Source organism: Antarcticibacterium flavum (genome assembly GCF_006159205.1).
Taxonomy (GTDB): domain Bacteria; phylum Bacteroidota; class Bacteroidia; order Flavobacteriales; family Flavobacteriaceae; genus Gillisia; species Gillisia flava.
Window position 1 is genome coordinate 4,332,640 of sequence record NZ_CP040812.1, and the last position, 21,044, is coordinate 4,353,683.

The 21,044-nt window shown below is 39.6% G+C and carries 15 protein-coding genes and 6 pseudogenes; 15 read left to right on the top strand and 6 right to left on the bottom strand.

All coding sequences use genetic code 11. The features are described 5' to 3' along the window. The first annotated feature begins 89 nt into the window (after positions 1–89). The 3 genes from FHG64_RS18965 (at position 90) to FHG64_RS18975 (ending at position 2,584) form a co-directional block, all read left to right on the top strand. Positions 90–521, top strand: a complete 432-nt coding sequence (locus FHG64_RS18965; RefSeq protein ID WP_139064531.1) for a hypothetical protein — start codon at positions 90–92, stop codon at positions 519–521. 6 nt (positions 522–527) lie between these two features. After that, positions 528–1,256, top strand: coding sequence for a class I SAM-dependent methyltransferase (locus FHG64_RS18970; RefSeq protein WP_139067848.1), 729 nt, complete (start codon positions 528–530; stop codon positions 1,254–1,256). Positions 1,257–1,366: 110 nt separating this feature from the next. Beyond that, a complete protein-coding gene (locus FHG64_RS18975; protein WP_246054201.1) occupies positions 1,367–2,584 on the top strand; it encodes a hypothetical protein in 1,218 nt (405 codons plus the stop codon). Between the two features lie 175 nt (positions 2,585–2,759). Here FHG64_RS18975 and FHG64_RS18980 read toward each other — a convergent pair whose 3' ends face one another. The 4 genes and pseudogenes from FHG64_RS18980 to FHG64_RS18995 all read right to left on the bottom strand — a co-directional run bounded on the left by FHG64_RS18980 (position 2,760) and on the right by FHG64_RS18995 (position 9,591). Then, positions 2,760–5,309, bottom strand: a complete 2,550-nt coding sequence (locus tag FHG64_RS18980) for an adenosylcobalamin-dependent ribonucleoside-diphosphate reductase (protein ID WP_139064532.1) — start codon at positions 5,307–5,309, stop codon at positions 2,760–2,762. Positions 5,310–5,565: 256 nt separating this feature from the next. Further along, entirely contained in the window at positions 5,566–6,753 is a 1,188-nt protein-coding gene (locus tag FHG64_RS18985) for an acetate/propionate family kinase (protein ID WP_139064533.1), read from the bottom strand. A gap of 9 nt (positions 6,754–6,762) precedes the next feature. After that, positions 6,763–8,855: pseudogene (gene pta / locus FHG64_RS18990) on the bottom strand (phosphate acetyltransferase). Positions 8,856–9,033: 178 nt separating this feature from the next. Then, positions 9,034–9,591: a hypothetical protein gene (locus tag FHG64_RS18995; protein ID WP_139064535.1), complete on the bottom strand. Its 558-nt coding sequence runs from the start codon at positions 9,589–9,591 to the stop codon at positions 9,034–9,036. Between the two features lie 283 nt (positions 9,592–9,874). Here FHG64_RS18995 and ychF point away from each other — a divergent pair. From ychF to mscL, 5 genes and pseudogenes are all read left to right on the top strand, one after another. Continuing rightward, positions 9,875–10,968 (top strand): annotated as a pseudogene (ychF, locus tag FHG64_RS19000) (redox-regulated ATPase YchF). A gap of 484 nt (positions 10,969–11,452) precedes the next feature. Beyond that, positions 11,453–13,291: pseudogene (locus FHG64_RS19005) on the top strand (DNA topoisomerase IV subunit B). Between the two features lie 267 nt (positions 13,292–13,558). After that, entirely contained in the window at positions 13,559–13,792 is a 234-nt protein-coding gene (locus tag FHG64_RS19710) for a hypothetical protein (protein ID WP_246054202.1), read from the top strand. Next, a pseudogene (locus FHG64_RS19015) lies at positions 13,783–16,406 on the top strand (DNA gyrase/topoisomerase IV subunit A). Before FHG64_RS19710 ends, FHG64_RS19015 begins: the two are co-directional and overlap by 10 nt. Positions 16,407–16,412: 6 nt before the next feature. Then, positions 16,413–16,868: a large conductance mechanosensitive channel protein MscL gene (mscL, locus tag FHG64_RS19020; RefSeq protein WP_139064540.1), complete on the top strand. Its 456-nt coding sequence runs from the start codon at positions 16,413–16,415 to the stop codon at positions 16,866–16,868. A 166-nt stretch (positions 16,869–17,034) separates the two neighbouring features. Here the strand turns inward: mscL and FHG64_RS20045 are convergent, their stop codons facing one another. Next, positions 17,035–17,238 (bottom strand): hypothetical protein, encoded by a 204-nt coding sequence (locus FHG64_RS20045; protein WP_394344198.1) that lies wholly within the window; start codon positions 17,236–17,238, stop codon positions 17,035–17,037. Between the two features lie 163 nt (positions 17,239–17,401). Continuing rightward, positions 17,402–17,740 (bottom strand): helix-turn-helix transcriptional regulator, encoded by a 339-nt coding sequence (locus FHG64_RS19030; protein ID WP_174760413.1) that lies wholly within the window; start codon positions 17,738–17,740, stop codon positions 17,402–17,404. A 452-nt stretch (positions 17,741–18,192) separates the two neighbouring features. On the opposite strand from FHG64_RS19030, the gene FHG64_RS19715 reads away from it, so the two are divergent. The 7 genes and pseudogenes from FHG64_RS19715 to FHG64_RS20050 form a co-directional block, all read left to right on the top strand. Further along, complete coding sequence (locus tag FHG64_RS19715) at positions 18,193–18,420, top strand: hypothetical protein (protein ID WP_246054204.1); 228 nt, start codon at positions 18,193–18,195, stop codon at positions 18,418–18,420. After that, the gene (locus FHG64_RS19720; RefSeq protein ID WP_246054392.1) at positions 18,381–18,593 is read left to right on the top strand and encodes a M14 family metallopeptidase; all 213 of its coding nucleotides are present in this window, start codon (positions 18,381–18,383) and stop codon (positions 18,591–18,593) included. The genes FHG64_RS19715 and FHG64_RS19720 overlap by 40 nt, the downstream gene beginning before the upstream one ends. A 99-nt stretch (positions 18,594–18,692) precedes the next feature. Beyond that, positions 18,693–18,878 (top strand): M14 family metallopeptidase, encoded by a 186-nt coding sequence (locus FHG64_RS19725; RefSeq protein ID WP_246054205.1) that lies wholly within the window; start codon positions 18,693–18,695, stop codon positions 18,876–18,878. Positions 18,879–19,006: 128 nt separating this feature from the next. Beyond that, positions 19,007–19,201: a hypothetical protein gene (locus FHG64_RS19730; RefSeq protein ID WP_246054207.1), complete on the top strand. Its 195-nt coding sequence runs from the start codon at positions 19,007–19,009 to the stop codon at positions 19,199–19,201. Between the two features lie 66 nt (positions 19,202–19,267). Beyond that, positions 19,268–19,746: pseudogene (locus FHG64_RS19040) on the top strand (Lrp/AsnC family transcriptional regulator). A 277-nt stretch (positions 19,747–20,023) separates the two neighbouring features. Beyond that, positions 20,024–20,317, top strand: a complete 294-nt coding sequence (locus FHG64_RS19735) for a hypothetical protein (RefSeq protein ID WP_246054210.1) — start codon at positions 20,024–20,026, stop codon at positions 20,315–20,317. A 249-nt stretch (positions 20,318–20,566) separates the two neighbouring features. Continuing rightward, positions 20,567–20,979 (top strand): annotated as a pseudogene (locus FHG64_RS20050) (YhjD/YihY/BrkB family envelope integrity protein); the annotation flags it as partial. Positions 20,980–21,044: the final 65 nt, after the last annotated feature.

Sequence of the window (21,044 nt, forward strand, 5' to 3'; positions counted from 1 at the left end):
AACAGCCGAAACGTAATTTTTTTTTATAGATTGGCCTGTGGGTAAATTGAAAAATACTTTTATCTCCAATTACAAATAATTGTATTCCTATGAAAAAACATCACCTGCTTCTTATTGTATTGATCGTGATCCTGTTCTATCCTGTGATCTCAGCATTTCAGGCCGGTGATGTTCTGGGGACATTAACAGATGCAGGTAGGGTAGAGCGAAGCATATCGCTCTACCACCTAAGTATTTGGCTATCCTGGCTTGTATTTGTAAGCGTGGCCATTTTCCACAAGTGGACTACACAAGCCAATCAATTTTTTTACTTTACTTATATCTTTCTTTTTGTTGCCTATATAATCTATGGATATTTTTTACAGGAATTTGTAAACCGGTTTGAACTACCAACCACCTTTAGGGATAACTATAGCTTTGGAGTTCTTACAGCAATAATAAATTTTGCAGGGGCAGCGGCTTTGACGGGCATCCTGCAGGCGGGTGTATGGTGGTTCACCCGTAGATGGCATAGAAGGTAAATTATAATGAAAGATAATTTCTCTCATAGTCCCAAGGATTATTCCCAATACAGGCCCAAATATCCTCAAGAACTAATTGAGTATTTGATTCAACTGGTTAATAACACGGGGAAGCTTTGGGATTGTGGAACAGGGAATGGACAACTCGCAGCCGCACTGGCACCTTATTTCGAGAGGGTAGAAGCCACAGATATTAGCAGGCAACAAATAGCAGAGGCTAAGCAGAAGGAAAATATTAATTATACTGCTGTTCCGGCTGAAAGAACAAATTTTCCAGGTTCATTTTTTAATCTTGTAACAGTAGCGCAGGCTGTACACTGGTTTGAGTTTCAGGATTTCTACAGGGAGGTAAAACGGGTGCTGAAACCCGGGGGAGTAATTTGTATTACCGGATACGGTTTAATTAGGGCAAATTCCCAAATCAATGAGATTGTAGACGACTTCTACAAAAATACCGTAGGCCCATACTGGGATGTAGAAAGAAAATACCTTGAACAGGAATATAAGACAATCCCCTTTCCTTTTGAAGAAATTAATGCTCCGCAATTTTTTATAAGGTATGCCTGGACCCTTGAGCAGCTTTTGGGGTATCTAAGAACATGGAGTGCCGTAAGCCATTTTCAACGTGCAAACCATTATGATCCTGTAGAGAAGATTGCCGGCCCCTTGCGAGAAAGTTTTGGGGAAAAAGCTGAAGTTTCTTTTCCGTTGCTGCTCAGGGTTGGCAGAAATTGAAAATTACGGCATACAGAACCTTTTTTCTGCTGTAGGAATAGGTTTTCAGAATAAATCGGCATAAAATATGATAAAGCCTATTCCGTTAATAACTAACGACTAATAACTATATGATGAAAAATCCTCTTACCAGAATTTTTTTAATTGTTTTACTACTTCCCATTGCCGGTTTTTCACAGACCCCGGGGGAGATTCCAAGGATAATAAATGATAATAAAAGTGTGACAGACCTTGTCCTGCTTGAATTGAACAGGGAGCGCTCCCTGCAAAGGGAGAACCTCGATTTTAGAATAAAGCAAATAGACAGCAAGCTTTCAACCCTGGATGAAAGTCTAAAAAATACCAGTAGTGCCACAGAGAAGGTGGACAAATTGGTACAACGGGTACAGATCCTGGAGGAAAAACAATCTGAACTTGATAAAAATGTGGTTTCTGTATATAAATATAATTACAGCTCTGCTGTCCTCAACCTCGCTTCTATGGAGAGGGAAATTAAACCCCTTAACCTTTTCAACAGTTCCAGGGAATTCTATACCACCCTGGATAAGGTGAGCAATCCCATGACCTATGAGGGGTATGCGGCCTGGTTCAAGGAATTTGAAAAATATATTGAGGATAACAAAAAGGATGAAGCAAGGTTAAATGCACTAAGCCATATCCTGAATGTTACCGGTAACCTGGCAGAGGGTACACCTTTTACAGGAATGTTTGCAGGCAGTCTTTTTGATGGGATTGGGAGTTTCATTAATTCCCTTGGCCGTCGTGATCGTGAGCTACGCGAGAAGAGTTTAAAGATGTTTAAGCTTACCACTACTGTTTCCCAGTTCACTCATGATAAGGATCTTATTGAAACAGAATGGAAGGCTATAACTAAGAGCCTTGATGAACTTAAGGAATTGCAGGATAAAGCAATGGAAAAGAATATTGTGGAAATTTTAGGCATTAACCGTGCAGATTTCAAGAGGAATTTCACAGATGAGACCGATGCCAAGAAACGAACAGAATATATCCTCAATATTTCCAAAATTGCCGAGAATAAGATCGCTGAGGAAAAGAATAAAAATCCTGAAAACTGGAAACAGGAATATTACAACCAAATGGTGGCTGTTCAAAACCTTAAAATTAGATTTGGTACGCTAACCTTCAGGATCCTCGAGAACCTTGACAAGTATAAAAGCCTTATCAATAAATATAAGGGGGATGAGAATTTAAAAACCCGTATTGCCGAGCTTGACCTTAAACTGGATATGGTAAGAAACAGTTTTGAATCAACTTTTAATCCACAGGTTTACATAAAGGCAAGTAACGAGATGTATATTGTTGAGTAATGAGAAGTGAGTAATGAGTATTGAGAATTGAGGTGAGAGTTGGGGTGTACTGATATTGAGTTGAAATAAGTAAATAAGAATACCTATAAATAAAAAGGGAACCAGTTTTTAAACTGGCTCCCTTTTTATTTATAGATTAAATTTCAATACTCAATTCTAATATCTCAATACTAATCTATCCACATTTTGAAGATCCACAATCTGTACAGGTAAGGCATCCTTCCTGATAAATTAGATTGGTGGAATCACAATTTGCACAGGTCTGGCCTTTTGCCTTTGTACCATCTGCAACATAACGCTTAAGGGCTCTTGCCACACCATTTTTCCAGGTGTTTATGGATTCATTGTCTAATTGCAGACTGTTGATCAAGTCTACGGCTTTTTCAATTGGCATCCCGTGTCTAAGAGTGCTTGAGATCAATTTTGCATAGTTCCAGAATTCAGGATCAAACTTATGAGAGAGTCCTTCAATAGTTGTTTTATAACCTCTTTGGTTCTCATACTGGAAATCATATCTTGAGTTTCCTTCATCATCCTTATTTTTAATAATAAGGCCTTCATTTACCCATCTTGGGATAAGGATACCATCCTCATCATCTGCAAGACCGGTAAAGATCTCATATGGTTTTCCATCAATGATACCAATAAAGGCAATCCATTTTTCTTTATTATTCTGGAATCTCACTACATCTGCTTCAAGGATGGCGGGACGTTTTGTCGGGAAAATTGAAGATGTGGATCCTTCTTCTTTTTTCTCTTCGTTGGAAATCAATACTCCACTTCTTGAACCGTCTCTGTAAACAGTTACCCCTTTACAACCAACTTCCCAGGCTTTTAGGTAAAGCTGTCCTACAAGCTCCTCTGTCACATCATTTGGAAGGTTTACTGTCACACTTATGGAGTGATCCACCCACTTTTGTACAGCACCCTGCATGGTTACCTTGCTTACCCAATCTATATCATTGGAGGTAGCTTTGTAATAAGGTGACTTCTTAACTAATTTATCCAGTTCCTTTTGAGTATAGTTTTTATCTGTATCATACCCGTTTATTTGCATCCACTCTTTAAACCTGTGATGGAATACCACGTATTCTTCCCAGGAATCTCCGGTTTCATCTACAAAATCTACACGGGCTTCTTTGTCATTTGGATTTACTTTTCTTCTTCTCTTGTATACAGGAAGGAAAACAGGCTCTATTCCCGAAGTGGTTTGAGTCATTAAACTTGTTGTCCCGGTAGGGGCAATGGTAAGAAGTGCAATATTCCTGCGGCCATACTCCATCATTTCAAAATAAAGCTTTTCATCGGCTTCCCTTAAACGCTGGATAAACGGGTTGTCTTTTTCTCTTTCAGAATCATAAACACTAAAAGCTCCTCTTTCCTTGGCTGCATATACAGATGCTCTGTAGGCTTCAATAGCTAAAGTTTTATGAACTTCTACTGAAAAGTCTATACCTTCTTTGCTGCCGTACGAAATTCCAAGAGCTGCAAGCATATCACCCTCTGCAGTAATACCAATTCCGGTTCTTCTTCCTTCGTAAGCCTTTTTTCTTATTTGTAACCAAAGGTTTTTCTCAACTCCCTTGATCTCTTCACTTTCAGGATCTGCATCTATTTTGGCAAGGATATCGTCAATTTTCTCCAGCTCCAGGTCTATGATGTCATCCATAATTCTTTGAGCAGCAGCAACGTGTTTCTTGAACAGGTCAAAGTTGAAAGATGCTTCTTTTTTAAATGGATTCTCTACATAAGAAAGTAGGTTTATAGCCAGTAATCTACAGGAATCGTATGGACAAAGCGGGATCTCTCCACAAGGATTGGTAGAAACGGTTTCATATCCAAGATCTGCATAAGAATCTGGTACAGATTCTTTAATGATGGTATCCCAGAAAAGAATGCCAGGCTCTGCCGATTTCCATGCGTTGTGAACTATTTTGTTCCAAAGTCTATTAGCTTCAAGCTCTTTAGTATATTTAGGATTATCACTATGGATAGGGAATTTTTGGGTGTAAGACTTATTGTCCTTAACCGCCTTCATGAAATCGTCATCAATACGTACAGATACATTTGCTCCAGTCACCTTACCCTGGGTCATTTTTGCATCGATGAAATCCTCTGCATCGGGGTGATTGATTGAAACTGAAAGCATTAGAGCACCGCGACGGCCATCCTGGGCAACTTCTCTTGTTGAATTTGAATACCGCTCCATAAAAGGTACAAGACCGGTAGAAGTAAGAGCAGAGTTCTTTACAGGAGAACCTTTAGGACGTATATGAGAAAGATCATGACCAACTCCACCGCGACGTTTCATAAGCTGTACCTGTTCCTGGTCTACTTTCATGATGCTGCCGTAGGAGTCGCTCATGCCCCCGTTTCCAATTACAAAGCAATTGGATAAAGAAGCGATTTGATATTTATTCCCAATTCCTGCCATAGGGCTTCCCTGAGGTACGATATATTTGAAGTCTTCCAGCAACCCCAACACTTCCTCTTCACTCATAGGATTTGGATACTTACTTTCTATTCGCGCAATTTCTTTAGCGATCCTCACGTGCATATCCTGAGGGGAAAGTTCATATAAATTCCCGTCTGAATCCTTTAGCGCGTATTTGTTGATCCATACTCGGGCTGCAAGTTCATCTCCTTTGAAATAGGTCAATGACTTTTGGAAGGCTTCTTCCTGGGAATAGGTTTGGGTGGGGGTTTTTGGTGCTTCTACTTTCATTTTTGAATGACGATTTAGGTTAGTTAAATCATTTTATTGGAAAGCACTAAAGTAGAAAAAAATAAACTGTTATAGATGTGTTAATGAGAAGAAAGTTTACAACTAAAAGTTGCTATATGTATGTAAATCAAATAATTATAAATTTACTAACAAAAAAATGTTGACAAAAAGTTTCAGTAATATGATAAGTCCAAATCGCAGAATCCAGAGACAGAGCGGGTTGCAAAGCGATTCTGCGATTCGGAATTTTTAAGTGTTAAAAAACCAGTTTATATGTTTGTTTGGCTATTTCAAGTTCTTCATTGGTGGGAATAATTAGCACTTTTACCCTTGCATTTTCTCGATTGATCGCTCTATTCTCTTTTGATCGAATTACATTCTTTTCGGGATCGATCTCGATACCCAGGTACTCCATGTCTTTACAAACCAGGGAGCGAAGTATGTCACTATTCTCACCAATCCCCGCTGTGAAAACAATCGCATCCAGGCCATTCATAGCGGCAGTATAAGCACCTATATATTTTTTGATCCTGTAGGCATTCATCTCCAGTGCAAGCTGGCACTTGCGGTTACCTTTTTCTGCTTCTGCCTCAATGTCCCGAAGATCGCTGTAGCCGGTAAGTCCCAACATCCCACTTTTGTGATGAAGCAAGTCGCTTACCTCTCTAGCTGAATATCCCAGTTTTTCAATCATATAAAAAATAATGGACTGGTCAATATCACCGCTCCGGGTACCCATGATTAGGCCATTCACCGGTCCAAAACCAAGGGAATGATCTACGCTTTTGCCGTCCTGCACAGCAGTAATACTACAGCCATTGCCCAGGTGCACGCTTATGATCTTTGAATTTTTCTTATCCAGCATTTCGATTGCCTGCTCTGTCACATATTTATGACTGGTACCGTGAAAACCGTATACCTGGATATTATGATCCTGTTTAAAGGACAGGGGAATGGCATAAGTATTGGCACAATCTGGAATGGAGCGGTGAAAGGCAGTATCAAAAACAGCTACCTGTTTAGCTTCAGGAAAAATATCCTCAGCGACCTGGATCCCTTTAAGGTTTGGCGGATTATGGAGCGGGGCGAGGGAAAAAAGCTTTTTAATTTCAGATTTCACCTCCTCATCGATCTCAATGGTTTCCGAAAAAGCATCTCCACCATGAACCACTCTGTGCCCAATTGCGGGAATTTCTGAAGCATCCTTAATAACACCCTTTTCAGGATCCAGTAAATAATTTGTTACCTTTTTTAAGGCTACAGAATGATCGGGGATTGAAAATTCTTCAGAAGTCTTAAAATCACCAGATTTATAATGCAACATTGAATTTTCCTGTCCTATTCTCTCTACCAGCCCTGAGGCCAGTACTTCTTCAGCAGGCATTGCAATAAGCTGAAATTTTAAGGAGGAACTACCGGAATTTATAATAAGTATTTTGTTCATTTCTAAGATTTAAATTCCCTGTGCCTGGATGGCGGTAAGGATTACAGTATTAAAAACATCGTCTACAGTACAGCCTCGGCTAAGGTCATTAACCGGTTTGTTAAGCCCCTGGAGCATAGGTCCAATTGCGAGGGCCCCCGTCTCCCGTTGTACCGCTTTATAAGTATTATTACCGGTGTTAAGATCTGGGAAGATCAAAACGCTGGCCTGTCCTGCAACTTCAGAATTTGGTAATTTACTTTGTCCTACACTTAGGTCTACGGCTGCATCATATTGGATAGGGCCCTCTACTTTTAGATCTGGCCTCAGGCTTTTAACGATCTCTGTGGCCTGTCTTACCCTGTCTACATCCTCACCTTTCCCGGATGTTCCCGAAGAGTAGGAGAGCATTGCTATTTTGGGTTCTATTCCAAAAGCCTTACTGCTTTCTGCTGAAGAGATTGTGATCTCTGCAAGCTCCTCAGCCGTGGGATTGGGATTAATGGCACAATCCCCAAAAACTGAAACCCTGTCCTCAAGGCACATAAAAAATACAGAAGAAACCACAGACACCCCGGGTTTGGTCTTTATGAACTGTAAAGCAGGTATAATAGTATGTTGTGTAGTATGGGCGGCACCCGATACCATTCCATCGGCATGACCTTTATAGATCATCATCGTGCCAAAATAAGAGACATCGCTCATCCTGTCGCGGGCCATATCCAGGTTCACATTCTTATGCTTCCTTAATTCATAATAGGTGAGGGCGTAATCTTCAAAATGTACAGATTTAACGGGGTCTATGATTTTGATCTTCTCCAGGTCAAGCACTAAACCTAAATTCATAATTTTACTTTTTATGATCTCCTCATCTCCCAGTAAGGTGATATCTACCAAGTCCATGGCTATGAGTTTTGCCGCTGCTGTAAGTATTCTTTCATCTGTCCCCTCGGGCAGGACAATATGTTTCCTTGCTTGTTGGGCCCGCTTCACCAGGCTGTACTGGAACATTCGGGGAGTGATACCTTTTGGTTTGAAATTTATGAGCTGCTCGGCCAGCTTATCAAGGGAAACATATTTTTCAAAGGTGCTTATGGAAGTTTCTATTTTTTGAACACTATCTGCATAAATATTGGATTTAATTGCTCCAACTTTATTTGCTACATTGAAAGTACCATCCTCAACAGATATAATTGGAACAACCTGCGAGAGTCCCTCGATAAGTTTGATTATGGAATCTTCGGGAGTGATGCCCCGGTAAGGATGATCCCCGAGATCCTTGGATAATTGGTAGAAATATTTGCCTGCAGGGCTCCAAGGATTATATCTGCACGATCTCCCGGGGTAATGACCAGGCTTTCATTCTTTAAATGGTGAAGGTAATTGCGCAATTGCATTGCACCCACATTAAAATTACCTGTTTGATTATCAAGAAAATCGTGTCCAAATAGAACCTTACCGTTAAGTGCCGTGATAATTTCCTTTAAAGTTGGATTGGAGAGAGTGTCTATTAATGGAATGGCAAATACGGCCACCTCATCTGGCAGGAATTCCCTCATCCCGTTTAGGGCGATTTCAAGATTTTCTGGCTGTATGCGGTTGCTTACCATGGCCAGCACTTTTACATCTTTGTTAATGAATGCATTAAAGGCCATTTGCAGGCTGCCCATCAAGGTCTCCTTGGTTTTATGCTGCCCGCTTGCAACAATGATCACAGGGAGCCCAAGGTTCTTGGCAATTAAAACATTGACATCAAATTCAAAGACACTGCCTTCACCTGAGAAATCACTTCCTTCTACCAGGACAATATCAAATCTTTCTTCAAGGTTCTTGTATTTGCGAATGATAGTATCAATGATCTCACCAGACTGGCCGTCATTACGCTTTTGAATGATCTCGCTACGGGTAAAGGCATAGGCATCCTCGTAAGGCAGATCAACTTCAAAATGACTTAGCACTGTATCGATGTGATTATCCTTTTTTCCAGTTGGTACATCATTTATAATAGGCCTGAAATAACCCACTTTTGTGGTTTTTCCAAGAAGGGTGCGCATAAGCCCCAGGGAGATAATAGATTTCCCGCTGTTGGATTCCAGCGTGGCTATATAGATTCCTTTATTCATAGTAAATAATTGAGGTGCAAATTTACGGTTATAAAAAAACTTCTCCTCCCACAAGCTTATAAAATCCTGTGAAATGTGCCGAAAACTGATGAAGATCAGAATCCTGAAAAAAACCCGGTTATAATAGAAAAACGCTCCCAAACCTGAGAGCGTTTTTAATTAATACCATATTAATGATCTATTTATTATCTATAGGATCATTCGTAGTAGTGTTCCTGTTATTCACACCACGGTTGTTGGTGTTTCTGTTATTTACACCCTGGTTGTTAAGGTTCCTGTTAGGGTTGTTTCTTCTCATATCGCTTTGATTCTGGCCACGAATATTTCTTGGAGTACTTATATTGTAATCCTCTTCAAGTACACTATCTGTAGTACTGTCATACCTGTAGGTCCTGAAATTTCCCTGCTCATCAAAGCGTCCAAAGGAAACATCATTAGGGTCTGAAGTAGAAGTCATAATATAATACCCGTTTGCAGTAGTTCTGCGAAGATTTCCAATTTCGGTCTCTGTTCCGTTTTCTATCTGCGATACGGTAAGGTCACCCCTGTCATTTGGTGTAAACCTGAAGTTTTGATTATTAAAAGTATAATCTGATGGTTCCTGGATATCATAATATGTGGCCCTGTCTGTCCTCATATCCATATTATCCCTGTTTGATTGTGTGGGTTGATCTGTAACCTGTGCATAGATGGTTCCCACAAACAAAAATGTCAATAAATAAACTAACTTTTTCATAACTGTTTTATTTTTAGGTTTTTACAAATCTACAATGATAAGCTGTTAAGACTTGATAAAGCTTCGTTAGGGTTTTACTAAATCCTAATAGGTGAGGCAAAAAGTAGAAAATATGAATGTGATTCCCTCTACCTTTTTCATAATTGATGCTATCTTCTCAATTTCAACTTTAAAGCCTATCTTTGCAGCCGCAAAAACACAGGTTATAAATTCGGGTCTGTTCTCATAGCCTAAAATTTTGAGCTATTGCCCAGAGTAGAACCCGTATCCTTAAAAATATAATATGAAAGCCGGAATTGTAGGATTACCCAACGTAGGAAAATCAACTCTTTTTAATTGTTTATCCAATGCCAAGGCGCAAAGCGCCAATTTCCCCTTCTGTACTATTGAGCCAAATATAGGAGTGGTGAACGTACCCGATTCGAGACTGGAAAAATTGGAATCCCTGGTAAAGCCGGAGAGGGTTATGCCTGCAACTGTTGAGATCGTGGATATAGCAGGTCTGGTAAAAGGGGCAAGTAAGGGAGAAGGCCTTGGTAACCAGTTCCTGGGAAATATTAGAGAGACAGATGCTATTCTTCATGTGCTTAGATGTTTTGAAAATGATAATATTGTGCACGTAGATGGTTCTGTAAATCCTGTAAGAGATAAGGAAACTATTGATATGGAGTTACAGCTTAAGGACCTGGAGACGGTTGAAAAAAAGCTGGAAAAGGTAAAGCGGGCTGCCAAAACAGGGAATAAAGATGCGCAAAAAGAGGAAGCTGCTTTATTAAAACTGAAGCAGGGCCTTGAAGCGGGAAGATCTGTAAGAGCAATTGAGCTTACAGATGCTGAAAGAGAGGATTTTGTTAATAATATACAACTAATTACAGATAAACCTGTGATGTATGTTTGTAATGTTGACGAAGGCTCTGCCACTACAGGAAATGAATTTGTAGAACAAGTGCGGGAAGCTGTAAAGGACGAGAATGCTGAGGTGCTTGTACTTGCAGTTGGTACTGAAGCCGATATTACAGAACTGGACGATTACGAAGAGCGGCAAATGTTCCTTGCAGATATTGGCCTTGATGAGGCAGGTTCTGCAAAGTTGATTCGCTCTGCCTACAGGTTACTTGATTTACAAACCTATTTTACCGCCGGTGTTAAGGAGGTAAGAGCCTGGACAATTCCCGTAGGGCAAGTGCGCCACAGGCCGCAGGGGTGATACATACAGATTTTGAAAAAGGATTTATTCGTGCAGAGGTGATCGCTTATGATGATTACGTTTCCTTCGGGAGTGAGGCAAAGGTCAAGGAAGCCGGTAAGATGAGGGTAGAAGGCAAGGACTATATTTTGAAGGACGGGGATGTGATGCATTTTAGGTTCAACGTTTAATAAGACGTTAGACGTTAGATGTTAGACGTTAGATTTTAGAATTACCTGGGGAATTGGTAGGATTGATTTTTAGAAGGATGAGCTCGATTGTCTATCTCAAATCTCAAATCTCAAGTCATTGGTGTCCGATTAAAATATTTAAAATTTTCTTAAGCCTTAATATATATAGTCAGAAGATACATCAACCTCAACCAGGGGTGGTTTTGGATCTGAAATAGTTCAGGAAAATTCAAGCTTTTTATAAGAGGTTAAACCAGTATTTTCCACACACTTTTTAGTCTAGGTTCTAGATTCTAGCAGCGGAAGCGGTCCAGACTCTTTTATCGGACAACAATGATCTCAAGTCTCATATCTCAAGTCTCACATCTAATATCTCAAGTCTATCAACATTTCCTCTTAATGCTTTGTTAATTACTTTGTGCAGGCGGGGTTTTAACTTTTTGATGTAAACCTTATATTAGCGACTCAACCGCACCTACTAGTTATGAGTCAAGATACTAAATATACAGAGGATAATATCCGGTCACTGGACTGGAAGGAGCATATACGTATGCGTCCCGGGATGTATATTGGAAAACTTGGAGATGGCTCCACGGCAGATGATGGTATCTATATACTTCTAAAGGAGGTAATAGATAACAGTATTGATGAATTTGTCATGGGCGCCGGGAAGACCATTGAGATCTCTGTACAAAACCAAAGGGTTATAGTGCGGGATTATGGCCGTGGGATTCCGCTGGGAAAAGTTGTTGATGTAGTTTCCAAAATGAATACCGGGGGAAAGTACGATTCCCGCGCTTTTAAAAAGTCTGTTGGTTTAAACGGTGTAGGTACAAAAGCCGTTAATGCACTTTCATCCAGTTTTAAAGTAGAATCTACCCGGGATGGCCGCTCCAAAACGGCTGAATTTGAAAAAGGAACCTCGTAAACGAGGAGGAACTGGAGGAGACCTCCAGGCGCCGTGGTACCAAGGTAACCTATATCCCGGATGAAAGCATATTTAAAAATTTCAGGTACCGTGATGAGTATATAGAAAAAATGCTCAAGAATTACGTTTATCTCAATCCGGGATTGACGATTATCTTTAACGGTGAAAAGTTTTATTCAGAAAATGGTTTAAAGGACCTTCTTGGAGACAGCATAAATGAGGATGATCAACTATATGAGATCATTCATTTACGCGGTGATGATATTGAGATAGCCTTAACCCATAGTAAATCCCAGTATTCTGAGGAATACCACTCCTTTGTGAACGGGCAAAATACCTCTCAGGGAGGTACGCATCTAGCGGCTTTCAGAGAGGCGCTGGTAAGGACTATCCGTGAGTATTACGGGAAGAACTATGAGGCATCAGATGTGCGAAAGTCGGTAGTTTCAGCAATAAGTATTAAGGTGATGGAGCCGGTGTTTGAAAGCCAGACCAAAACCAAACTCGGTTCTACAGATATGGGAGGCAAACTTCCACCGTGCGTACTTATATCAATGATTTCGTAAAACCCATCTGGATAATTACCTCCATAAGAATGCTGAAACTGCAGAGAAGCTGCAACGTAAGATCCTGCAGGCAGAAAGGGAAAGAAGGAGCTATCAGAATTAGGAAACTGGCAAAGACCGGGCGAAAAAAGCCAGCCTTCACAATAAAAAACTTAGGATTGCCGTATACACCTGGGGACAGTAAAAAGGAACGGTACCTGGAGACAACGCTGTTTATAACAGAGGAGATTCTGCGATGATCCATTACAAAAATCCGGGATGTGATACGCAGGCTGTGTTCAGTTTAAAAGGAAAGCCCCTTAATAGTTATGGTCTTACCAAAAAGATCGTATATGAAAATGAGAATTCAATTGCTACAGGCTGCCCTGAACATTGAGGAATCCATAGAGACCTTAGGTATAATAATATAGTGATCGCGACAGATGCCGATGTGGACGGGATGCACATTCGGCTTTTACTAATAACTTTCTTTTTGCAATTCTTTCCTGAACTTATAAAAGAAAACCACCTCTATATACTCCAAACCCCATTATTCAGGGTAAGAAATAAGAAGGAAACAATCTATTGTTACAGTGAGCTTGAGAGACAGCAGGCCGTCAATAAACTTTCTGGCAAAGCAGAAATAACGAGGTTTAAGGGATTGGGAGAAATTTCTCCAGATGAGTTCAAACATTTTATTGGAGAAGATATCCGTCTTGACCCTGTTATGCTGGACAAGGATATGTCCATTGAAGAACTCTTGAGTTTTTATATGGGTAAGAATACGCCAGACAGGCAGGAATTCATAATTGATAATCTTAAAGTTGAACTGGATTTGATCGCAGAGTAGCCTATGAGGTTTAAAAATACTTCCGAAACAAAGATTATTTTCCATCTACATTTTAATTGTAGCTGCTTTTGTAACCAATCTTTTTGTGAATATTGAAATAATGACCACCTCAGAAACCGAGAATGCGATGACTTTTAGTCACTTTCTTCCCAATATTCTCCTTCTGCTATTTGGCATTTATTTTCATCGTATCGCGCAGTCCTTTGATTTTGACAGTGATGGGGAAACCCTGAATTTCAAAAATAATGGGGTTTTTTTTCAAAATTTATGGAATACAGGGTTAAAAGGGCAGAATTTCCAAAATCCAAGCTTATTAATTTTGAAGTAAGCGATTACGGGATCTATGCCAGTTTAAAAATTTATATAAGGAGCCGTCGCAAGAAAGGCCCACGTAGCTATAGGTTCAATATTACATTTTTAGGGAAGAAAAAGAAAAGAGGAATGATCGAGTCCCTGCGTAAGTATTGGAAAAAAATAAAGCAATTTCTTAAATGGATCTAGATAACCAGGATAATTTACCCTTAAACGGGGAGGAACAACCAAAAGAACAACTTATTCGTGTTACAGGCATGTACAAGGATTGGTTCCTAGATTATGCATCATATGTGATCCTGGAACGTGCAGTACCTGCTGTGGAAGATGGTTTTAAGCCGTACACCGCCGTATAATGCACTCCATGAAAGATCTTGATGACGGCAGGTACAATAAAGTAGCCAATATCGTTGGACATACCATGCAGTATCACCCTCACGGGGATGCCAGTATAGGGGATGCCATGGTTCAAATTGGACAAAAAGACCTGCTCATAGATGCCCAGGGAAACTGGGGGAATATTTTAACTGGTGACCGGGCAGCGGCTCCCAGGTATATCGAAGCTCGGTTATCCAAATTTGCCCTGGAAGTTTTATTTAATCCTAAATTAACTGAATGGCAACTTTCCTATGATGGTCGTAAGAAAGAGCCGGTAAACCTCCCGGTGAGATTTCCGCTTTTACTGGCACAGGGAGCTGAAGGTATTGCGGTGGGATTAAGCACAGGATCCTTCCTCATAATTTCATGGAACTTATAGATGCCTCTATAAAGCACCTCAAAGGAAAAAGCTTTAAACTCTTCCCGGATTTTCCAACCGCCGGGGAAGCAGATGTGACAGATTATAATGATGGGATGAGGGGAGGACGAGTGAGGATACGCGCCAAGATCTCCCAGTATGATAAAAATACTCTTGCAATTACGGAGATCCCATACGGTACCACTACCACCTTAATTGAATCTATACTTAAAGCAAACGACAAGGGAAAGATCAAGATCAAGAAGATAGAGGATAACACTGCAGAGAATGTGGAGATCCTTATCTACCTTCCCCAAATATTTCACCAGATAAAACTATTGACGCGCTTTATGCCTTTACCACTTGTGAAAATTCCATTTCACCACTTGGCTGTGTGATCATTGATAATAAACCTGTATTCCTGGGGGTTACTGAAATCTTAAAGCGCTCTACAGATCATACTCTAAGTTTATTAAAACAGGACCTTGAGATCAGGCTGGATGAGTTTGAGGAGCAGTGGCATTTTGCCTCCCTTGAAAGAATATTTATAGAAAACAGGATATACCGTGATATTGAAGAACAGGAGACATGGGAGGGGGTAATTAAAGCGATAGATGAAGGTTTAAAACCTCATATTGGGCATCTAAAAAGAGCCATTACAGAAGAAGATATAGTAAGGCTTACAGAAATAAGGATCAAAGGATCTCTAAATTTGATATCGATAAGGCACAGCAAAAAATAGAAGCCCTTGAGGAGGAGATCGCCAAAGTAAAACATCACCTGGACCATCTTGTAGATTACGCTGTTTCATATTTTGAAAGACTTAAGAAAGAATATGGTGCAGGAAAAGAGCGTAAGACAGATCTTCGCCTGTTTGATGATATAGAAGCTTCCAAGGTGGCTATGCGCAATACCAAGCTATATGTAAATCGAAATGAAGGCTTTATTGGTACCTCCCTTAAGAAAGACGAATTTGTTACAGATTGTTCAGATCGATGATATTATAGTCTTCACGGGAGACGGGAAGATGATGGTGACCAAAGTAGATGCAAAAACCTTTGTAGGTAAGGATATTATACATGTGGCGGTCTTTAAGAAGAAAGATAAAAGAACGATCTACAACCTCGTATACCGCGACGGGAAGAATGGCTCCTCCTATATTAAGAGATTTGCCGTTACTTCTATTACCCGTGACAGGGAATATGATGTAACCCAGGGCAAGAAAGATTCAAAGATCCTGTATTTCTCTGCCAATCCTAATGGTGAAGCAGAAGTTGTTACAGTATACCTTAGACAGGTGGGAAGCATTAAGAAGCTAAGGTTTGAAGTGGATTTTGCAGATATGCTTATCAAGGGCCGAAATGTGAAAGGAAATATTGTAACCAAGTATGCGGTCAAGAAAATTGAACTCAAGGAAGAAGGTGTTTCAACCCTTAAGCCTCGCAGAAATTTGGTTTGATGATAGTGTAAAGCGTCTTAATGTAGATGAAAGAGGAGAGCTTCTGGGAGAATTCAAAGGAGAGGACAGGCTGCTCATTATCACTCAAAACGGAGTGGCAAAAACAATAAAGCCCGAACTTACCACAAGGTTTGATGACGAAATAATTGTCCTGGAGAAGTGGGTGCCTAAAAAACCAATCTCGGCAATATATTGGGAGGCAGAAAAGGAAAAGTATTATGTGAAGCGTTTTCTAAATTGAAAATCCAGATAAGGATGAGCTTTTTATAGGTGACCACGAGAAATCATTCCTGGAATTGGTTTCAACAGATTATATCCCGCAGGCAGAGCTGGTTTTTACTAAAGCGAGAGGTAAAGATCAACGGGCAAATGAAGTGGTAAATCTTGAAGAATTCATTTCAGTTAAAGGGATTAAAGCGCTTGGAAACCAGTTGACTACAGAAAAATTAAACAAATAAACCTATTGGATCCCCGTACCTTATGAACCTGAAGTTGTTCCTACCGAGGAGCTGGAGGTGAAGGATGAGGAAACAGTGGAAAGTAACACACCAAACCTTGCAGAAGGTGAGATAAGAAAAAGTTCCCAGGGGCCAGACAAAATTATTTGATGAGTAATGGGGTTTTTAAAGGAATTTAAGGAGTTTGCTGTAAAAGGCAATATGATAGATATGGCGGTGGGGATCATCATAGGTACCGCCTTTAATAAGGTGGTAGATGTGCTCGTGAAACAGGTCGTAATGCCGCCACTATCAATGATGACAGAAGGGGTTAACTACGCTTCAAGGAGAATAGTCCTGCGGGAAGGTGTTGCAGAACAGCCGGGTGTTTCCCCTGCAGTAGAGGAGATAGCAATAGGATATGGAGCCCTCGTGGAGGCACTCATAGATTTTTTGATTATAGGGATGACCATATTCCTGGTGGTGAAATTAATGAACAGGTTTCGAAGAAAATCTGAAGATCCCAAAGACAAAACAGTCGAAACTCCAAAGAATATTGAATTGCTTACCAATCTTAATGAGTTAATGGAGGAGCAAAATAAATTATTACGAAAAGGCGGGCAAAATAACTGATATTACTCAATACGTTTAACCTCTCCCTTTTCTTTCTGGCTGTCTCCAACCAGGCCGTACTCAAAGGTGTAGGAGTCTTTCCCTGTCGTAAGGATCTTTATATGAATTGGCTGTCTCTCTGCCCGGTTCTTCGGGTTTAAATTCTTAATTATATACTCGCAATCATTCAGCCAGAAGAGGTATCGGTTTTCCCCTGGAAATGATCAATTTCAATAGAGTCATTTCTTACAAATCTTGAAGTGACGATCTCCCCATTGAGGTAAGTTTCAAATTCAAAGGTTCCGGTCCTGTAACTGGCACAATCCCGTTCAGGGGAATAACATCCGGTGAATAACACTAAAACACATAAAACAACCGGGAAATACTTCATTCTTAAGGCTTTTTGGGTCCAGGGGCAACAAGAGCTAACTCTCCCTGGATTTAAATGCAAAATAAAGCTTTTCAAGGGTAATATTCAATTTTCAAAGGCTTCAAAAGAACCGTCAGTGTAAAAAATTACTATTTTTTTTATTTCTTTTCCTGTCCGGGTTGTATCAGAGGCAGGAGTGGCTGATAAATTGCCTGGGGAGCAACACCTTCCTGGGTGGAAGAAGGTGCGGGAGTAGCAACAGAGGGGAGGCTTTAGGAGGTTCTTGCTTTGATACATCGGTTGGAAAACTTCCTTTCCCATTCAGCAACCAATAGAGTTCTACCTCGGGGTAAGTTTGAACTATTTTGAGAACAAAATCAAGGCTGGGTTTATTCCTTCCCGAGATAATATGTGAAATAGAAGAGCGGCCCACATCTATCGCATCTGCAAATGCAGCGGCAGAAAGATCATAATATTCCATCACTTTTTGCAACCTGTTGCTAAACTCATCACTGTTTACCATTGTAAATTATGTTTCAATTTAATTCTGTTTACAAATGTAATAAATAAGAACCAGTCCATCTGCATACAATTGTAAACATATAGTTTTTAAAATAAACTAAAGGTCTACATAAGCATATATAAACAACTAAAATTAAGCAAATTAAGTATCAATTATTGGCGGCATGGATTTTTTCCCAACACCTATGATCTATTTGTTGTTTCAGGAGCTTTCAGTTGTTTACAAAGTTAAACATAATTAGAATTTAAGACTGTTTACAATTGTAAAATTTGCTTTATTTACTTTTGTAAACATGGAAAAAATCAATTACCTCATATGAGGATTTCATTGTAAACTATTCACTTTATAAGGAAGAAAGGCTCCAGGGCCGTTACCTTAATTTTGATCATATAGAAAAGGCTATTCACGAAGTTGGTTCAGCTTTTAAATTTTATGAAGTTGGGAAATCTCATATGGGGGAACCTATCCATAGAATTACTGTGGGCAATGGTAAAATAAAAATTTTTGCATGGTCACAAATGCACGGGAATGAATCTACCACTACAAAAGCGGTTTTTGATATTCTTAAGTCCTTCAGGATATTTGCTAATGAGGAATATATTGAAAGCCTTCTTAAAGAGCTTCAAATTTGTTTTGTTCCATGCTCAATCCAGATGGCGCCAGAGCTTATACAAGAGTAAATTCTCGTGGAGTTGACCTTAACAGGGATGCCCACAACCGGGAAGAGGAAGAAAGCAAAGTCTTGAGAAAGGTATATAATGAATTTAAGCCTCATTATTGCTTTAATCTGCACGACCAACGTACTATTTTTAGTGCCGGCCAAAACCCTTACCTGCTACTATTTCGTTTTTAACTCCGCAATGAATGAGGAGAGGAGCGTCACGCCTTCAAGGAAAGCATCTATGAAAGTGATTGTAGCGATGAATGAGCGACTTCAGGAAAAATCCCCGGAATGGTTGGCAGGTACAGCGATGCTTTTAATATTAACTGCACAGGCGATACGTTTCAATCGCTCGATGTTCCCACCATCCTGTTTGAAGCAGGACATTATTATAATGACTACGAGCGGGAAAAGGTCCGGGAGTTTCTTGTACAGGCTTTAATTACTGCCCTGGAGGTCATTGCTGCAAAAAGATAAACACTAAAAGTGAGGAGGATTATTTCAATATACCTCAAAATGAGAAGCTGTTCTTTGATGTTATTTTACGAAGAGCACTCCTGAAGGATCAAATAGTCGATATCGCCATTCAATACAATGAAGAGTTGGTGGATAATAAAATAGAATTCATACCCTGCATTGAAAAGATAGAAGCCAATTTAAAATTTTATGGGCATAAGGAAATTGACTGTGAGGAAAAAGAAGTTAAGCTTTCAGATGGAGGAGAGGTCAGCGAAAACGTTATAGTTCATAATCTTCTTCTTAAAAATGAAGTTTTAATTATAAAATATGCAAATAACTGAAAATCGTTACTAATTATTTATTGAATTTGTATTAATTTTGTTTTTCATTTAAAGACGTTAAGAGTTATGGCAAAGTACAAATTAGACGATACAGATCATCAAATTCTCGATATGCTAATTGAGAATACCCGCACCCCTTTTACAGATATAGCAAAAAAATTAAATATTTCTGCAGGAACAGTTCACGTAAGGGTGAAAAAAATGGAAGAAGCGCAAATTATACTTGGTTCTTCCCTTACCCTTAATTATGAAAAACTGGGGTATGCCTTTATTGCCTATGTTGGTATATTTTTGAAGAATACATCCCAAACAAAATTTGTATTGGAACGTATTAATGATATCCCATTTGTTACTGTTGCTCACGTAACTACAGGCAAATTCAATGTGTTTTGTAAAATACGTGCACGAAATACGCAACATGCCAAGGAAATTATTTTCCAGCTGGACGATATAGAAGGGGTTTACAGAACAGAGACAATGATCTCTCTTGAAGAAAGTATGATGATAAGAAAAGATTGATGCATTCTATTTTCAAGAGTATGTAACTTTATTAAACTTATATTAAACCTCCTTTGATATCTAGTGTTGAAGGGGGTTTTTTTATATCTTGTAGTTATATGAATAATAACGAAAGTCTTATTATATGACCCTTGCCAATTTACCAATTTCGGAATATCCTGCTTATTACCAAAAGTATATAGACCAATTGCCGCAGGATGATCTACTAAGCCTGTTAAACGGGCAGGGAAAAGAAATGTCTTCATTTTTGGAGGGTCTCAATCAAGATGATCTTAAAAACATTATGCGCCAGGGAAATGGACTGTGGCCCAGGTTTTACAGCATCTTTTTGATACCGAGAGAATTTTCCAATATAGGGCTTTGTGTATTTCCAGGGGAGATAAAACCCCATTGCCCGGGTTTGACCAGGACTCCTATGTACCTGCCTTTTTGCCACGGAAAGAAAAGGGGAAGATCTTCTTGAAGAATATAAAGCCATTAGAGCATCTGGAATCTGTTTATTTAAAAGTTTCAGTAATACCATGCTTAAGGAGAAAGGTGTCTCCAGTGGGGGGAGTTAAGCGTAGCTGCTGCCGGTTTTATCATTGCCGGGCATGAGAAGCATCATCTAAGGTTATTTCAATCTCATTACAAATTATGAGGAAGATTAAAACCTTTTTTCAGTCTTATTAAAAAGACCTACTTCAGCTGGAACAGTAATGATCCCTGGGCAGAGAGTGCTATTATAGCATATTACACTCTTTTTTCTCTTCCATCACTTTTGATCATCGTTGTTTCCATAGCAGGTTATTTTTTTTTGGAAGAGAGGCTGTACAGGGTAAGCTAACCGACCAGATTACTGAATTTATTGGGGCAGATGCAGCCAGAGCAGTGGAAGGAATGATCACCAGTGCTGCAATCACAGAAAACTCCACCTGGGCAATTGTTTTTGGTGTGGCTATGTTATTATTTGGAGCAACCGGGGTTTTTTTCAGATTAAAAAAATCCATGAACAACATCTGGAACGTCGCAGCCAAAAAGAGACATTTATGCGAATGGTCCTGGACAGGGTTATATCTTTTGGAATGGTGCTGGCAATAGGCTTTTTAATGTTAATGGCGCTGGTAATATCAGCTCTGGTCGCCATACTTGGTGATTATATTGGAGATACGGCTCCCGTAATTACGACTGTTGGTTTGAAGATCCTTAATTATGTATTATCATTTGTTTTTATCACAGTACTGTTTGGAGCTATTTTTAAATTGCTGCCAGATATTCATTTGAAATGGAGGATCACAATTTACGGTGCTGCCTTAACTACTATTCTCTTTCTTATAGGTGAATT

What these genes read in the sequence shown, in the direction of transcription:
- FHG64_RS18995 (WP_139064535.1), bottom strand. Translation starts at nt 9,591, where the DNA reads ATGAAAAAGTTAGTTTATTTATTGACATTTTTGTTTGTGGGAACCATC.
- FHG64_RS18975 (WP_246054201.1), top strand. Translation starts at nt 1,367, where the DNA reads ATGATGAAAAATCCTCTTACCAGAATTTTTTTAATTGTTTTACTACTT.
- FHG64_RS18970 (WP_139067848.1), top strand. Translation starts at nt 528, where the DNA reads ATGAAAGATAATTTCTCTCATAGTCCCAAGGATTATTCCCAATACAGG.
- mscL (WP_139064540.1), top strand. Translation starts at nt 16,413, where the DNA reads ATGGGGTTTTTAAAGGAATTTAAGGAGTTTGCTGTAAAAGGCAATATG.
- FHG64_RS19715 (WP_246054204.1), top strand. Translation starts at nt 18,193, where the DNA reads ATGGGGGAACCTATCCATAGAATTACTGTGGGCAATGGTAAAATAAAA.
- FHG64_RS19720 (WP_246054392.1), top strand. Translation starts at nt 18,381, where the DNA reads ATGCTCAATCCAGATGGCGCCAGAGCTTATACAAGAGTAAATTCTCGT.
- FHG64_RS18985 (WP_139064533.1), bottom strand. Translation starts at nt 6,753, where the DNA reads ATGAACAAAATACTTATTATAAATTCCGGTAGTTCCTCCTTAAAATTT.
- FHG64_RS19710 (WP_246054202.1), top strand. Translation starts at nt 13,559, where the DNA reads ATGGAATACAGGGTTAAAAGGGCAGAATTTCCAAAATCCAAGCTTATT.
- FHG64_RS18965 (WP_139064531.1), top strand. Translation starts at nt 90, where the DNA reads ATGAAAAAACATCACCTGCTTCTTATTGTATTGATCGTGATCCTGTTC.
- FHG64_RS19030 (WP_174760413.1), bottom strand. Translation starts at nt 17,740, where the DNA reads ATGGTAAACAGTGATGAGTTTAGCAACAGGTTGCAAAAAGTGATGGAA.
- FHG64_RS20045 (WP_394344198.1), bottom strand. Translation starts at nt 17,238, where the DNA reads ATGAAGTATTTCCCGGTTGTTTTATGTGTTTTAGTGTTATTCACCGGA.
- FHG64_RS18980 (WP_139064532.1), bottom strand. Translation starts at nt 5,309, where the DNA reads ATGAAAGTAGAAGCACCAAAAACCCCCACCCAAACCTATTCCCAGGAA.
- FHG64_RS19725 (WP_246054205.1), top strand. Translation starts at nt 18,693, where the DNA reads ATGGTTGGCAGGTACAGCGATGCTTTTAATATTAACTGCACAGGCGAT.